This is a genomic window from Arthrobacter sp. UYCu723, assembly GCF_054059215.1.
In genome coordinates, this window is sequence record NZ_JBSSBW010000001.1 from 1384740 (window position 1) to 1400241 (window position 15502).

The window sequence follows — 15502 nt, forward strand, 5'->3', positions numbered from 1 at the left end:
ATCCCTTCACCGGATCGCTGACGGCGTGGCCCGGGCCATCGAGTGGCACTCCGGTGGCCTCGTAAACGAATCGTTCCAGTTCGTTGAGCAGCCTTAGCCCGGGGTTTTCATCAGGGTGGGGCTGACGGGTGTGTTTAAGAGACGAAAAGGTGCTCTGACAAGGGAAAATAGGGGTGTCTACGCCGTTATTTCCGTGTCTTGAAGGAGCACCTTTTCGATGCACCAGCCTACCAAGGTCTTCCCGTCCGTCCCGGTCACTTTCACCGGTCAGTCGCTGGTCTCCCATGCCGGTGCCAGGCTCCTGACGTCTTTCATCGACGCCCTCGGGTTCCGGGATCTGTGCGAGGACCGGCTCGGGCAGTTCGTCCCCGCGATGGCCTCGCACCGGCCCGGGAGGCTGCTCGGGTCGCTGGCGGTGATGCTCGCCGCCGGCGGCGAGCACGTCTCGGACCTGGACATCCTGCGCTCCGAGCCCGGCGTGTTCGGCAACGTGCCCTCGAACGCGACAGTCTCGCGGTTCTTCGAACGCACCGTGAAGAACCCGGACGTTTTCGATTACGGCTTTTCGACCCTGGCCAAGGAACTGCGGACCCGGGCCTGGGAAGGCGCAGGGGACCGCAGTCCCGCGGTGAAGGCGACGGCCGCGGACCCGCTGCTCATCGACCTCGACGCCACATTGGTGACCTCGCATTCGGAGAAGGAACAAGACACCGGAAACTACAAGGGCGGGTTCGGATTCGCCCCGTTCACCGCCAGCGTCGATTACGGTGCCGGCAGCGGCACCGGGGAGGAACTCGCGGTGCTGATGCGCCACGGCGGGGCCACGGCGAACAACGCCGAGGACCACATCCGCATCTTCGAGGCCGCCATCGCCGTCCTGCCCGACTCCCTCTACGGTGAAGACGGGGAACTGGACGGGGAGAAGATCCTGGTCCGCACCGACAGCGCCGGCGCGTCCCGGAAGTTCCTCTGGTACCTGCACGGGCGGGGCGTGCAGTTCTCCGCCTCGTACCCGGTGCCGGTCGGCAAGGCCCACATGATCGACTGGATCAACGACAAGAAATACTGGCAGCCGGCCCTGGACCAGGACGGCAACGAACGCGACGATGCCTGGGTCATCAACGCCACGCAGGTGATCCCGCTGGAGGACTACCCGCCCGGGACGAAGATCTTCCTGCGCGCCGAGCCGCTGCACCCCGGTGCGACACCGACCCTGCTCGACCTCGACGGTCACCGTGTGACAGCGTTCCTGACCAATGCCCCGCGCTGGCACGGGCCGTTCCTGGATGCCCGGCACCGGGCCCGCGGCCGGGCCGAGAACCGCATCAAGACGCTGAAGAACACCGGCCTGGGCAAGCTCCCGTTCTTCGATTTTCCCGCGAACCAGGCCTGGGCGAACCTCGCGGTGCTGGCCGCGAACCTGGTCTCCTGGCTCCAGCTCACCGCCCTGCCCGACGGCCACAAGGCACGGGGCTGGGACATCAAACGCTGGCGCTACCGGCTCTTCGCCACCGCTGGGAAGGTCATCACCCGCGCCCGCCGGAACCACCTGCTGCTGCCCGACGCCGCACCGGAAAAGCCCCTCATCGCCGCACTGCTCGAAGCGATCAGCCGGATCGCCGCAGCCGCGAACCGCCCCGCACTCCTGCTGCGGACCTGACACCGCAGCCCCCGCCAACCAACGAGCAGGAAAGAAGAACACCAACGGGACCAGTGGAAGCCCGCGCCCCGCCCGCCGACACCGGGCCCATCAGCCACGCCCGAAATCCGATTCAGCCCGCCCGGACGGCAAAAACCGGGCCCGGCGCCCCGACCACCGTCCGATGAAAAATCCGGGTTAGCCTGAATCCACCGGTTGGGTTTGGGCCGGTCCGGCGTTTTAAACCGGAAATGCCCTTCTGATCAGGGAAAATAGGACTTGTCTAGAGTTCCGTTTTCGCCTTGCAGAGGAGCATTCCGTAGATGCAACTTTTCCATACCCAGTCGGCTATTTCCAGCGCTTTTGATGATCCGAATCTCGTGTCGGCCGCGGGGCTGGTCCCGGTCATGGGTCTGGCCGGGAAAACCGGGCTCGGGGAACTGGTCGATGAGCATCTGAAACTGCCGGACTATTTCGGTGCCAACGCGGGGTTGAAGGTCACGGCCCTGGTCGCCGGGATGGTTGCCGGCGCCGATTCCATCGATGATATGGGACTGCTGCGCCACGGTGGGATGGGGAAACTGTTCAAGGGCGCCTACGCGCCTTCGACGCTGGGATCGTTTCTGCGGACGTTCACTTTCGGCCATGTCCGCCAGCTCGACGCGGTCGCCTCCCGCTGGCTGCCCGCATTGGCCAGGGCCGCCCCGGTCACGGCCGGGATCGACGCTCTGGCACTGGTCGATATCGACGACACGGTCAAGGCGACCTACGGCTATCAGAAGCAGGGCGCCGGTTACGGGGACAACGGCGTCAAGGGCCTGAACGCGCTGATCGGGACCGTCACCACCAACGAGGCCGCACCCGTCATCACCGGGGCGCGGCTGCGCAAAGGCGCCACCAGTTCGGCGCGGGGCCGGCAAATTCGTGGCCGACACCCTCGCCACCGTGAATCGGCTGCGTTCGGCGGACGCGGACGGCATGGTGCTGCTGCGCGCGGACAGCGCGTTCTACAACCACGCGGTTGTCACCGCCGCGGCACGGGCCGACGCGAAAGTCTCGATCACGGCCCGGATGGACCCGCACGTGAAGAAAGCCATCGCGAAGATCCCGGACTCCGCGTGGGAGAAGATCAAATACACCAATGCGATCTTCGACGAGGAATCCAACACCTGGATCTCCGATGCCGAGGTCGCCGAAATCGGGTTCACCGCGTTCATTTCCAAGAAATATGAAGACCGCGTTGCCGGCAGGCTGGTGGTCCGCAGGGTCCCGGAACTGAACCCCAAGGCCGTCACGGGTCAGGAAACCCTGTTTCACACCCACCGGTTTCACGCGTTCTTCACCACCGTCGCCGCAGACGTCCTGGACACCGTCAAGGCGGATAAGACCCACCGCGCCCACGCGGTGATCGCGCAGGTCCATTCCGATCTGCGCGCCGGTCCGCTGGCCCACCTGCCCTCCGGAAAGTTCAACGCCAACGCCGCCTGGCTCGCCGCCGCGGCCATGGCGTTCAACCTCACCCGCGCCGGAGGGCATTTCGCCAAAGCCACCACCGTGACGATCCGGACCAAAATCATCAACGTCGCCGCCCGGACCGCATCTTCGGCCCGGCGTATCAGACTGCATCTGCCCGAAAACTGGCCGTGGCAGGACGGTTGGGAAAAGCTCTTCGACACGATCTTCCCGCCGCCCAAACCGGCCTGAACCCTGTCAATCCAGCCGATACGGCGCAACCGAAAGAAACAGTGGAACACCACCGGACAGCGAGGTCCTGCCATCCGGCCATCAGCGACAGCCGGCCGGTGGATTCAGGCTTAGAGCTGACCGTTGCAGCATGAAACCGGATGTCTGTCACCGCCGGAGTCTTTGAGTCATTGAGCGCGGGCCAATATCAAGCCGTCAGCGGCCTTACCCATAATTCTTGGACGCCCGCGAATTAGACTGCACCCATGTCCGAAACTGAACGAACCATCACAGACCAGGTCTTCGACGCTGCCTACGAGGCCGCACAAAAGAGCCTTCGAGAGGGCGGCATTCCGATCGGTGCTGCCTTGGCCCGCGGCGGGGTCGTCATTGCCAGCGGCCACAACGCCCACGGCGAGATGTCGGCGCTGCGGGCGGCCGGACGCCAGAAGAGCTACCGGGACACAACCCTGTACACCACCCTGGCGCCGTGTGCGATGTGTACCGGGACCATCATCCAATTCAAGATTCCGCGCGTGGTGGTGGGCGAGGCCGAGACGTTCCTGGGCGAATTCGAACTTCTCCGCTCACGCGGCGTCGAAGTGGTGGTGTTGAATGATGCCCGATGCGTCGAGATGATGCGCACCTTCCAGGATGAACACCCCGAACTATGGGCGGAGGACATCGCCGAGTAATCCACGCACAGAAGGAGCCCGGTGAAATAGATCAGATACGGCCAAAGCTATCGCGTGCCGCGGAATCATACGCCTGTCGCCTGGTGGTCCTGCACCGCAGGCGTTCTTCTCCTTTTGCCATCTGCCGATGCAACAACCCTGCTCCCAGCCGTGACTGCGCCGGCGTCACTCAGAGCTACCAGTCCTGGCGCTGCATCAGGACGACGGCTCGACTCAAGCCAAGGAAAGGGCCCCTTCTCTGACCCACAAAGGAGCGATAGGGGCCGTTAAGACGGGCAGCCAGTATGTGCGGACAACGCGGGGAATTGGAATTTCCAGTTATGCCGTTCCTGACGCCAGATCTGCATCGGGGTAAGGTCAGTGCTGGACGAGCTCGCCCCACCACTCGCCCCGGAGGGCAACGACGACCTTGCCGCCGCCGTCATCGTGCGGCGTCCCGTGGTCTTCAGCAGCGGCGGAAAGCCCACGAGCTTCGACACGGCCTTCTACGACCGCGAGAAGATGGGCGCCGGCCTGGCGTTCGAGGGCCCTGCCACCTGTTGGTTGTTCCCCCGTTTTTGTATCGCCCTACAGGGCTGGGCCGCTTTTGCTCCTCTCGGAGCCCACTGCTACGCCTGTGCGGCTCTTCTTGGCCTTAGCTGCGTCTTTGCTCATGGTGACGGCTGCGCTGGGGTGGGTGCCCTCGCTGCGTTCGGCAGCGGCGCGCCCTCGGATTTGGGTTTCGTTCGCTCCGGTTGTAGCCAGGGATGCCGCGAAGGCTTCCTGGCGGTCCGCTGAGCCGTAGTCAACGGCCGACGTCGTCTCAGTTTTCAGTCCCTGGTCTTTGAGCCGGAGGCTGTCGTTGCCGGTGACGCGGTTCTCGATTTCGCGGCCGACGTTTTAGGGAGGGCGGTGTCAACTCGTCTAAGCAACGTTGTCGTTGAGTAGCTTGTTGAATACTTCCCGTGGCGTGTAGAAGCCTAGAACTTTTCGTGGGCGGTCGTTGAGTTCGTCGGCGATGGAGTCCAGGTAGGGCTGGTGACTGGTCAGCTCTGTGCCCTTGGGGAGGTACTCGCGGATGAGCCCGTTGGTGTTCTCATTCGTTGGCCGCTCCCATGGTGAATGCGGGTGGGCGAAGTAGACGGGCAGATCCGTTGCCACGGTCAAGGCGGCGTGGCGGGCCATCTCGGTACCCTGGTCCCACGTCAGGGAGCCACGCATCAGGGCCGGCAGATCGTGGACCCGGTCAATGAGAACGTCCGCCAGGCCGTGTGCCTTCTTACCTTCGGGCAGGCCGAGCATGATCACGAACCGGCTCGATCGTTCCACGAGCGTTGCCACAGCGGATTTACCGCCCTTACCCACGATGAGATCCCCCTCCCACGCGCCAGGAATACGCCGGTCGGTCGCTTCCTCGGGCCGGTCATCGATGCTGACCATCCCGATGATCCGGCCGCCGGTCCGCTCACCCAGGGGCTTACGGCTTTTCCGCTTCGTGCGCTTGGATTGCAGCAGTATCCCGGCCTTGGCCAGCTCGCCTTTAGGCAGGGCGTAGATCCACCTGTAGAGGGCCTCGTGGGAGACGGTAGCGCCGTCGGCATCAGGGGATTTGGTCATGATCTCAACGCTGGGCTCTGACGCTTCCAATTGCAAACGCCCAGCGATCTGCCGTGGCGTTCTCGACCTCTTCAAATCAGCGCGAATCCGGGCTTCCAGCACCGGATTCCCATCGATCTTCCGTGTCTGCGGACGCGACCTCCGCTTCTCCGCGTTCACGTCCGCCGTGACCGGCCGGTATGCCCGCGTCTTCGTGGAATTGCGGCGTCGCTCCCGCCACACGATCGTGTGATCACGGCCAATATCCGCACCGATCCGCCGGTCCGTCCAGCCCGCCTTGATGCCTACCGCAATATCCGCCCTGTCAGACATCGCCAACGCCCTGCGAACCACCAGCAACTCCCACCGCTCAAACCAATGTTGTTGCTACGACGGTATGACACCGCCGAGGGCAACTTCCCTCAGGGGTTCGAATCCCCTACTATCCGCGATGGGCCCGGCTAGTTCTCTAGCCGGCCCATTCCACTTATCAGGTCGAAACGGCGGAACTCTCCATTGACAGAGTCGTTTTTGAATCCGGTTGAGCCTCACGGACCAATTCGTTCAAGCTCACGTGCCAAGTTGATTTATCCGGAAAAATGACGTTTCCGTCTTCAACGTTGAGTTCAAGGTCCGGCACACATGACCGCAATGCTTCGTAGAGTCTCCTGCTCGCTTCGAGAAGTTCCCAGGCAATATGAACATCTCGCTTCCATGGTTCCGGGTCGTCAGCCCCCAGTGGTTGTAGCTGGTGCATTCCTTTCGCGGCTGGAAAGAGAGATAGAGCTACCGCCACGTCGGGATCAAGAAAGTCAGCAGCCGCTTCCAGGCCATCCAAGGACACTTGAATGCCGTTAATAGCTACGCCGAGTAGTTGACGTCTCTCCTGAGCCACAACGGGGGTTTTCTCATATATCGAGCGCACACATTTCTCTATACTCGCCCGGTCCCATGCATCCAGGCTACGTTCTTCCACCCCCAATAGCTGAGCGGCACCGCGATACCAGGCGAGCATAAGAGGCCCGCTTTGGACTAGGAACTGGAGAGCCAGTTGGTGGCGTGGATAAGCGAGACGCCTACGACGCTGCGCTGGAATCTCGATAAGTATCCAGTTGAATAAAACCGCGCCGCTCAGAGCGTACGCCAGATTGCGTACGAACTCGCCGATGGCATGACCGGGGAAGAAAATTTCCGGCCACTGCCGACACACCTCGATCGTCAGGGCAATCACCCCTAACGTGAAAATAGATTTTCCCCTTCCCCGGAGGGTCGCGGCTGCGGCCCTGAAAAGCTAGTACGACAATGGTCCAGACTGGCCTCAGCAAAGCTCGATGAAGCCATGATGTCCTTTTTTCAGGCTCTCCTGACTCTTCCGTGGGCGTTTTCAGCGCGCCTTAACGAACGCACGCCGGGTTACGTCCCGTGGAGTGGTGTAGATCTCAGCAGTTACGCGTTGCTCCGGCAACGTCGTGAGCCATCGTGCGATGGTCAGTGAGAACCGATCAAAGAACTCACAAAGGACACAAACACACGATGGCTCTAGACCAGTCTGCCCTGCTTGACCTCCTTGGCCAACTGAAACTCACCGACGTCTCCGATCGAATACGTGCCGCGACCGAAACCCTGTACCAGCAGCTCATCGAGGCCGAGGCGACCGCGTTCATCGGCGCCGCCCCGTTCGAACGCTCCGAGGCACGGACCACCCAACGCAACGGGTCCCGGCCCAGGACGTTGACGACCACCGCCGGGGACCTGAACCTGAAGATCCCCAAGCTGCGGAACGGGTCGTTTTTCCCGGCCCTGCTGGAACGCCGCCGCCGCGTGGACCAGGCCCTCTACGCTGTGGTGATGGAGGCCTACCTGCACGGGGTTTCCACGCGGAAGGTCGATGACCTGGTCAAAGCGCTCGGGGCCGAGACCGGGATCTCCAAGTCCGAGGTGTCCCGGATCTGCGAGGACCTGGACCACGAAGTCGGTGCGTTCCGGGACCGCGATCTCTCGGCCATGGACTACCCGTACGTGTTCCTCGACGCCACCTACTGCAAGGCCCGCGTCGGGCACCGCGTCGTGTCCCAGGCTGTCGTGGTCGCCTTCGGCGTGGCCGCGGACGGGCGGCGGGAAGTCCTGGGGTTCGATGTCGGCGACAGCGAGAACGAGGGATTCTGGACCGCGTTCCTGCGGTCCCTGAAGGCCCGCGGACTGGACGGAGTGAAGCTGGTGATCTCCGACGCCCACAGCGGCCTGAAGAAAGCCATCGGCACGGTTTTCCAAGGCGCGGCGTGGCAGCGCTGCCGCGTGCATTTCATGCGCAATGTGCTCTCGACCGTGCCGAAGGGATCCCAGGACATGGTCGCCTCGATCATCCGCACCGCCTTCGCCCAGCCCGACGCCGGACACGTGAACACCCAGTTCGACGAAGTCACCCGGATGCTCCTCAAATCCCACCCGAAGGTTGCCGCCATGCTCGGCGACGCCCGGGATGACGTGCTCGCATTCACCGGGTTCCCCGCCAGGCACTGGCGTCAGATCTGGTCCACGAATCCCATGGAACGCGTCAACAAAGAGATCAAAAGACGGACCGATGTCGTCGGAGTCTTCCCCAACCCGGCGGCCCTCCTCCGGCTCGCCGGCGCGGTCCTGGTCGAGCAACACGACGAATGGGAAGCCGGCGACCGCCGCTACCTCTCCGAGGCCTCCATGGCCGAACTCAAAGCCATGAACACGACCCCCGCCACGCCGATAGAGGAGACGATTTTGCTCCCCGAACTCACGGCAGCATAATCAAATAACTGACCTGCACGGTGTCGAGAAAAACTCCACCACTCAGCGGGACGTAACCGCACGCCGCTTCCTGTCTAGGTTTCTGACTGTTCAAGGAACAGAAACTTTCAGACGGGAAAACGGCGTGCGAAATGCAAGACTATGGCGAACTCTCCTCGGTGTCGAGAAAACGGTCGTCGAGGCCATCGAATTTGACGATGAATCCGGGGTTCTGGTCGCCTCGGTCAGGCCGACAGGCTCGATGCGGAACCGGTGCGGGACAGGGCTGATGCAAAGTCGTCGAGCTCGTCCGGCGGATAGGCGCTGACACGCGCCGGGTGGGGTGCTTTTAAAGTAGGGGAACTCCTGTTAAACAGGTGATTGTTCAAGATCGCTGTTTAGCCAGGAGTTCCTTCGTGCCATCTTCCCCTATCAAGTCCCTTGCTCGCCAGTTGGAACACATCCCAGAGGATGTGAAGTCGGCCGTGACGCCGGGAACGATGCGGGAGGTCCTTGCTTCTGTCCCTGATCCGAGGAAGCGCCGGGGCGTCCGGTATGGGCTGACCGGGATCCTTGTGCTGGCGATCTGCGCGGTCCTTTCCGGGGCGAAGTCTTTCGCTGAAATCGCTGAATGGGCGGCCGACACGGGACGCAAGCCACTGGCCAAAGTGGGGATCAGCGTCCCGCACGTGACCACCATGCAACGCGTGCTTGCCCGAGTGGATGGGGACGCTTTCGATACCGCCATCGGCGCCTGGGTCACCGCTCAGGTGAAGCCGGCTGTCATTGCCATAGACGGGAAAGAAGTCCGTGGAGCGAAGAATGGTGGCGGCTCCCGGGTGCATCTGATGGCCGCCGTGGACCACGCCACCGGCACTGTTCTGGGGCAAGTTGACGTGGGCGTCAAGACGAATGAGATCACCATGTTTACCACCCTCCTGGAGACGTTCAACGACCTGGACGGTGTTGTGGTTACGGCAGATGCGATGCATACCCAACGCGCCCATGCGCAGTATCTCCATACCCGTGGCGCGCACTATGTCCTTTGCGTCAAGGGCAACCAGAGGAGTCTGCAGCGGCAATTGAAGTCGCTGCCGTGGGAGCAGGTGCCGGTAGGGAACCGGCACCAATATCGTAGCCATGGCCGCACTGGCAGCAGGGCCATCAAAGTCGTCACGATCGAGGCCGGGATACTGTTCCCGCATGCGGCCCAGGCCGCACGGATCACCCGCCGATCCCGCACACTCAGCGGCAGGAAGTGGCGTGTTGAGACCGTCTATGTGATCACATCCCTGCCGGCCGACAAAGCCAGCGCCGCCGACCTCAACACCTGGATCCGCGGGCACTGGACGATAGAGAACCAGCTCCACTGGACCCGAGACGTCACGTATCTGGAAGACAAATCCCAGATCCGTACAGGCAACGCCCCGAGACTCATGGCATCCCTGCGAAACCTCGCCACCGACGCCCTCGATGAAGTCCGTCGGGCCGCGTGGAACGATGCCCGCAAGGCGGCCCGCAGTAACGAGGCGCGACGGGGCCGAGGCCGGCCTGCTGCCGATGCGCCGGCCCGCCCGGACAGCGCCCAAGCGGCCGGCCTCAAGAACTCCCGCTACGCGCACTGGAAGAACCCGGAGAACCTCACCGAGAAGCAGCAGGTCGAGCTCGCCTGGGTCGTGCACACCGACCCCACCCTCGGCCGCGCCTACTACCTCAAAGAAGGCCTCCGCATGATCTTCAAACTCCCCCTCGACGAAGCCGCCGAAGCCCTCGACAAATGGGTCGGCTGGGCCCGCCGCTGCCGGATCCCCGCGTTCGTGAAACTCCAACGCAGCATCGTCAACCACCGCGCCGCGATCCTCGCCGCAATCGAGCACGGCCTCTCCAACGGACGCATCGAATCCATGAACACCAAAATCCGACTCATCACCCGCATCGCCTTCGGCTTCAAATCACCCGACGCCCTCATCGCCCTCGCCATGCTCAGCCTCGGCGGACACCGACCGGTGCTCCCCGGCCGAAATTGACCCACGGAAGAGTCAGGAGAGCCACAAAACAGCCGGATTCAGTTACCGGACGCGGCCCAGGCCAGCAGGCGTTCCAGCGGCCAGGTGGTGATGATCCGCTCCGCCGGGACGCCGTTGGCTGCCGCCCGCTCGGCCCCGTACTGGAGGAAATCGAGCTGGCCCGGGGCGTGCGCGTCGCTGTCAATGCTGAACAGGCATCCGGCGTCGAGGGCAAGCTGGATGAGCCGGTCCGGCGGGTCCTGGCGTTCCGGCCGCGAATTGATCTCGACCGCCACGTCGTGTTCCGCGCAGGCGGCGAAGACCAGTTCCGCGTCGAACTCCGATTCGGGGCGCGTCCCCCTCGGCCCTTGAATCAGCCGGCCCGTGCAGTGGCCGAGCACGTCCGTGTGCGGGTCTGCAATCGCGTTGAGCATCCGCCGGGTCATCGTGCGCTTGTCCGAGCGGAGCTTCGAGTGGGCGCTTGCCACCACCACATCAAGCCTCTCCAGTAGTTCCGGCGTCTGGTCCAGTGTGCCGTCCTCGAGGATGTCGACCTCAATACCGCGCAGCAGGCGGAAGTCCCCGTTGCTGCGGGCGTTGATGCGTGCCACGACGTCGAGCTGCTGCTCCAGACGCTCGGCGCTCAGCCCGTTGGCGATGGTGAGCCGCGGAGAATGATCGGTCAGCGCAAGGTATTCGCGGCCCAGCAGCTGCGCGGCGTCCACCATGAGCTCAATCGGAGACCCGCCGTCTGACCAGTCGCTGTGGCTGTGCAGATCTCCCCGAAGCAATCCCAGCAGCTCTCGGCCGCCTTCAGCCAGGGGGTGGGAGCCACGGCTGCGCAGTCCCGCCAGATAGCCGGGCACATCGCCGTCGAGGGCTTCCCGGATGACTTCCAAGGTGCGGTCCCCGATCCCTTTCGTCCGCTTGAGCCGGCCGTCCCGGGCCCGCGCCTCGAGCTCCCCCAGTTCCAGCCCGGCGATGATTCCGGCGGCTTTCCGAAACGCCTGCACCTTGAACGTGGGGGCAAGCTCGCGTTCGAGCCAGAATGCAATCTCATTGAGGGCAGCGGCGGCGTCCATGCCACCATCTTGCACCAGGCCGGGCCCACACGGGCCTCAACTAACCCTGACGTATGGGGCGCCAGCCGCAGACCGCGTCGCAACCCGGGTGCCGGTCCGGGTTCTGAGAGACTTGACCCGGCCGGGGCCTGATCCGGCAGGGAACTACGCTGAGGGTCTGCCGGGGGCCGCCTCCGGCAGCTTGGAAATCGTTCGGAAATGGTCCTACTCGACAGGTCAACGCTCATGGTGGTCTTCGCCGTGATGACGCTGACCATGCTGGTGCTGTTCTACTTCGACACTTACCGGAAGAGCCGGGCACCGTTTGCCGGCTGGTGGTGCGTCGCCGTCGGCTCCTTTTTTTGTGCCGCCGTCTTCTACTTCCTGGGCGAGGTCTCGGGCGTGGCCTGGGCGCCGAGCGTGGGGAACGGGGTCATGGTGCTGGGTTCCGGCTGCGTCTGGGCGGGCGTACGCTCCCTGGCGGGACGACGCGTCCGCCCCGTGCTGCTGGCCCTTCCCGCTGCTGCGGCCTGCACGGTTGGCTTCGCGGTCCACACGTCGGGCGACACCCGGATCGGCAGCATCGTCCTGCTGGCCATGATGGGGACGGCAATCGGGCTGGCCTCACTCGAGCTCTGGCGCGAACGGGCAAGCTCCTGGCACCTGGTGCGCTCGCTCGCCATCGCCACCGCTGTCTGTGCCGCCTACTACCTCAGCCGGATGGCCGGGCTGGCCGTCCTTGGACCCCAGAACGCGCTGTTCCAGCTCCTGTTCGGCACCGGCGTCACCCTGCTGATGGCGATGGTGCTGCTGGTGGTCGTCTCCTCCAGCATCACCGCACTGAACACGGCCCGCCGGACCGAGGACCTGAAGGAACTGGCCTCCCGGGATGCGCTCACCGGGCTGCTGAACCGCCGTGAATTCACGCAACAGGCGCAACAGCAGCTCCGGAACAACCTGGACGCCGGCCTTGAAACGGCGATTGTCATGGCGGACCTGGACAGCTTCAAGGCCATCAATGACGCATTCGGCCACGACGCGGGCGACGGCGTCATCCGGGCCTTCAGCGATGCCTGCCGCTCCGCGATGCGGACCGCCGATCTGGTGGGACGTTACGGCGGCGAGGAATTCGCCATGCTGCTCACCGGCGTCGATGCGGAAGAGGCAGTACGGATCGCGGACCGGATCAATGCGGTGCTGGCTGAGCACAGCTCCCTGCCCGACGGCGCGCCGCCGGCCACCGCGAGCTTCGGAATCGTCGACACGCGGAACCGCATCAGCGGGCTCCAGCGGCTGATCCGGGAAGCGGACGGCGCCCTGTACGAGGCGAAGGCTGCGGGCCGCAACCGCGCCGTCGTCGGCCTCGCCCTTGCCAGCAAGGCCGCCCACTAAAGCCGGAACCGGGGCCGCTGTGGGTCAGCAGAAGTGGCGGGACACGCACTGCTCCCTTGCTCCCTAACGGATCAGCGGGCAGGATGACAGATGACCACAGCGGCGGTCCGCGCGGACCGGCCCGATGACCACAACCGGAGGATTCATGACCAGGGACGCAAATATCCACGCTCAGGAGCGCTTCGGAGCCGCCGCGAACAGCCGCAGGCTCGATCACCTCGATGTGGTCGTCGCGGCCGCTTGCGTCGACCACGACCCCGCACCCGAACAGGGACCGGGCCCGCAGGGATTCAAAGACCTGTTCACGGGACGGCGCGCGTCATTCCCGGATCTGAACATCGCCGTCGAACACCTCACAGCCACCGACGACGACGTCGCCCTCGCCTACGTGGTCACCGGCCTGGCACCGCAGCCATGAGATTCATCCGCGCGCTCGCCGCAGGAGCCGCCGCCGGGGCCGCCGGGACCACAGCACTGAACACCCTCACCTACCTGGACATGGTCTGGCGGGCCCGTCCCGCCAGCAGCACCCCGGAGGCGACCGTGGAAAAACTCGCCGACGTCACCGGCCTCACCATCAAGGGCAACGAGGAAGAACGCACCAACCGCATCGCCGGACTCGGCCCGCTCACAGGGCTCGTCGTCGGCGCCGGCGTCGGCGCCGTCCTCGGCCTCGCCCGGGAGGCCGGCTACCGGCCCGGACTCCTCGGCTCCTCATTGTCCGCGACCGCCGGCGCACTCCTTGGCAGCAACGGACCCATGACCATGCTCGGAATCACCGACCCCCGCACCTGGTCACCCACGGACTGGGCCAGCGACATCATCCCCCACCTGGCCTACGGCATCGTAACCGCCACCACCCTGCACGCACTCCACCCCGGCCTCCCCCGCCGGCCCTGACCGGACGCAGGCGGACGCAGGCGGACAACGGTGCGGGCCTCCGTGAGGGTCCGCGGCACCCTTCCGTTCCTGAAGGGGCGGGCGTGATCTACAACGGGCCTGATCTACAAAGTGGCTGCCGGGCCGAACGGGCCCACCATTGTTAATCCCGGTGAGGCTCGGGCCGGACCTGCCAGGGAGGCTGGACGAGAAGGAACATGATGGCCGCGGTCACCACGCCGGCCGCAAAGATGGCAGCGAGATGGGTGGAGAGCGGCGCGCCGCTGTACATGGTCAGCCCGACCGCCAGCAGCGAGGCGGCCAAAACAGTCAGGACCACCGGTTTTTGCCGCCGAAGGCCCGCCAGGAGCAGAAGCGCCGGAACGACGTACCAGATCACACTGGCGGTGCCCATAGAATTGATCTGCTCGGTGATGGCGGCGCTGCCCGGGATAAAGGCAACGAGCGGCTGATAGAACATCGACGCACAGTGAAGCATGAGGCCCAGCAGCCCCGCCGCGGCAAGTGCGAAATCCACGGCGGCCAGTTTGGCTGCCAGCCCCACCAGGGGCAATCCGGGAACAAAAAGCCGCAAGAGCAGCAACAGCAAAACAACCACGGCGAGGCCCACAACAAATTCAGTCGGCATTTTTACAGCCTACAGAGCGACACTTCGAAACTGCCCGGTCCGTTTGGCACCCGTTAGGCTCCCTGGCCAGCGTCTGCGCAGGCCCTGACAATTCACACCATCTCTTGGACGCCCGAGTACCTCATGAGGTCACGGGTTGCCCTGGACTTCACGAATCTGCCGCCACAGGCAATTCGTTCGGCCCAATGGCTATGGAATACGGACGAGATCGTGTACGTTGCATAGCCGACACCCGCAACACGAGAAAAGAGAACCACCTCAGTGGCAACCGACTACGACGAACCCCGCTCCGACGTCAAGGAATCACAAAACAACTCCCTGGAGGCTCTGCAGTCCGCCAACGCCCCGGACGCACGAAGCGTCGTCCGGGACCTGGACGAAGCCGACGGCCTGGACGGGCTCGACGTCCCCGGCGGCGAATTCGTCGCCGAAGAACTCACTGTCCAGGTGATCCCGCAAAAGAAAGACGAGTTCACCTGCTACTCCTGCTTCTTGGTCAGGCACCGCTCCCAGCTCGCCCGTGAGAAAAACGGCCACGCCTATTGCAACGAGTGCGAACGCTAACGATCGCTGCCTGGATGGATCGAGGCTCGAGTCTTCTCGAACGGTAGGGGTTTGTGCATCGGACGGACATGACTGCTGTGATTTGTGTGACGCGAACCTGTCTGGTCGACTCGTTCCATGACCCATCGTGTTGTAGTCGGGGCGCTCGTCGGGCCTTTGGGAGTTCTCCTGTGCCACCGGCGCCCGTCCGTGCGCTGGTATGCCGGTAAGTGGGACTTTCCTGGTGGTCATGTCGAGAACGGCGAAACGGCCGGCGACGCTTTGACTCGTGAGCTTCGTGAGGAAATCGCGGTAATAGTTGCCTCGCCTTCGGGTGATCCCGACTTCATCATCCGCGAAAACGAGGACTCGCCGGACGGGTTGGCTCTTTCCGGATGGGTCCTCACGGAATGGTCAGGCAACCCCGCGAATATTGCCGCAGAAGAGCACGACGAGGTCAAATGGTTCGCGCCCAGCGATGCCCTCCAGCTCGAACTAGCCCATGACGCCTACGCGGAGGTGCTGCGTCGCATCGGGGCTTGAGCCGTGGAAATGAGCATGCCGGCGGCGTGAAGCACGGCTTGCGGCAGGCCAACAGCAGCAGTCCGAGGCCGCCCGTA

13 protein-coding genes and 4 pseudogenes are annotated in these 15502 nt (G+C 64.1%); 13 read left to right on the top strand and 4 right to left on the bottom strand.

The features are described 5' to 3' along the window. Positions 1–217: 217 nt before the first annotated feature. The 4 genes and pseudogenes from ACVWZ8_RS06395 (at position 218) to ACVWZ8_RS06410 (ending at position 4794) form a co-directional block, all read left to right on the top strand. Entirely contained in the window at positions 218–1660 is a 1443-nt protein-coding gene (locus ACVWZ8_RS06395) for an IS1380 family transposase (protein ID WP_456504149.1), read from the top strand. A gap of 302 nt (positions 1661–1962) precedes the next feature. Continuing rightward, positions 1963–3343: pseudogene (locus ACVWZ8_RS06400) on the top strand (IS1380 family transposase). Positions 3344–3588: 245 nt separating this feature from the next. Beyond that, entirely contained in the window at positions 3589–4017 is a 429-nt protein-coding gene (locus ACVWZ8_RS06405; RefSeq protein WP_456504150.1) for a nucleoside deaminase, read from the top strand. 360 nt (positions 4018–4377) lie between these two features. After that, entirely contained in the window at positions 4378–4794 is a 417-nt protein-coding gene (locus ACVWZ8_RS06410) for a hypothetical protein (protein WP_456504151.1), read from the top strand. 126 nt (positions 4795–4920) lie between these two features. Here the strand turns inward: ACVWZ8_RS06410 and ACVWZ8_RS06415 are convergent, their stop codons facing one another. Continuing rightward, a complete protein-coding gene (locus ACVWZ8_RS06415) occupies positions 4921–5946 on the bottom strand; it encodes an IS30 family transposase (protein WP_456504152.1) in 1026 nt (341 codons plus the stop codon). Positions 5947–6082: 136 nt separating this feature from the next. Beyond that, complete coding sequence (locus ACVWZ8_RS06420; protein ID WP_456504153.1) at positions 6083–6823, bottom strand: hypothetical protein; 741 nt, start codon at positions 6821–6823, stop codon at positions 6083–6085. Positions 6824–7125: 302 nt separating this feature from the next. Between ACVWZ8_RS06420 and ACVWZ8_RS06425 the strand changes: the two genes are divergently transcribed. The 4 genes and pseudogenes from ACVWZ8_RS06425 to ACVWZ8_RS06440 form a co-directional block, all read left to right on the top strand. After that, positions 7126–8373, top strand: a complete 1248-nt coding sequence (locus ACVWZ8_RS06425) for an IS256 family transposase (protein WP_456504154.1) — start codon at positions 7126–7128, stop codon at positions 8371–8373. A gap of 124 nt (positions 8374–8497) precedes the next feature. Continuing rightward, positions 8498–8632 (top strand): annotated as a pseudogene (locus ACVWZ8_RS06430) (ISL3 family transposase); the annotation flags it as partial. Between the two features lie 220 nt (positions 8633–8852). Next, positions 8853–9806, top strand: a pseudogene (locus tag ACVWZ8_RS06435) (ISAs1 family transposase); the annotation flags it as partial. A 3-nt stretch (positions 9807–9809) separates the two neighbouring features. Further along, positions 9810–10379: pseudogene (locus tag ACVWZ8_RS06440) on the top strand (ISL3 family transposase); the annotation flags it as partial. Positions 10380–10417: 38 nt separating this feature from the next. Here ACVWZ8_RS06440 and ACVWZ8_RS06445 read toward each other — a convergent pair. Continuing rightward, complete coding sequence (locus ACVWZ8_RS06445) at positions 10418–11440, bottom strand: PHP domain-containing protein (protein ID WP_456504155.1); 1023 nt, start codon at positions 11438–11440, stop codon at positions 10418–10420. A 198-nt stretch (positions 11441–11638) separates the two neighbouring features. Here ACVWZ8_RS06445 and ACVWZ8_RS06450 point away from each other — a divergent pair, with 198 nt between their 5' ends. From ACVWZ8_RS06450 to ACVWZ8_RS06460, 3 genes are all read left to right on the top strand, one after another. After that, positions 11639–12811 (top strand): GGDEF domain-containing protein, encoded by a 1173-nt coding sequence (locus tag ACVWZ8_RS06450; RefSeq protein ID WP_456504156.1) that lies wholly within the window; start codon positions 11639–11641, stop codon positions 12809–12811. Between the two features lie 145 nt (positions 12812–12956). Continuing rightward, positions 12957–13229: an ester cyclase gene (locus ACVWZ8_RS06455; protein WP_456504157.1), complete on the top strand. Its 273-nt coding sequence runs from the start codon at positions 12957–12959 to the stop codon at positions 13227–13229. Then, positions 13226–13711: a hypothetical protein gene (locus ACVWZ8_RS06460; RefSeq protein ID WP_456504158.1), complete on the top strand. Its 486-nt coding sequence runs from the start codon at positions 13226–13228 to the stop codon at positions 13709–13711. Before ACVWZ8_RS06455 ends, ACVWZ8_RS06460 begins: the two co-directional genes overlap by 4 nt. 142 nt (positions 13712–13853) lie before the next feature. Here ACVWZ8_RS06460 and ACVWZ8_RS06465 read toward each other — a convergent pair whose 3' ends face one another. Then, positions 13854–14339 carry a hypothetical protein gene (locus ACVWZ8_RS06465; protein ID WP_426975718.1) on the bottom strand — a complete coding sequence of 162 codons (486 nt, stop codon included), beginning with the start codon at positions 14337–14339 and terminating at the stop codon, positions 13854–13856. A gap of 261 nt (positions 14340–14600) precedes the next feature. Between ACVWZ8_RS06465 and ACVWZ8_RS06470 the strand changes: the two genes are divergently transcribed. Together ACVWZ8_RS06470 and ACVWZ8_RS06475 are read left to right on the top strand one after the other, a co-directional pair. Continuing rightward, the gene (locus ACVWZ8_RS06470) at positions 14601–14903 is read left to right on the top strand and encodes a DUF4193 domain-containing protein (RefSeq protein WP_426975717.1); all 303 of its coding nucleotides are present in this window, start codon (positions 14601–14603) and stop codon (positions 14901–14903) included. Between the two features lie 117 nt (positions 14904–15020). Next, complete coding sequence (locus ACVWZ8_RS06475; protein WP_426975716.1) at positions 15021–15425, top strand: NUDIX domain-containing protein; 405 nt, start codon at positions 15021–15023, stop codon at positions 15423–15425. The last annotated feature ends 77 nt before the right edge of the window (positions 15426–15502 follow it).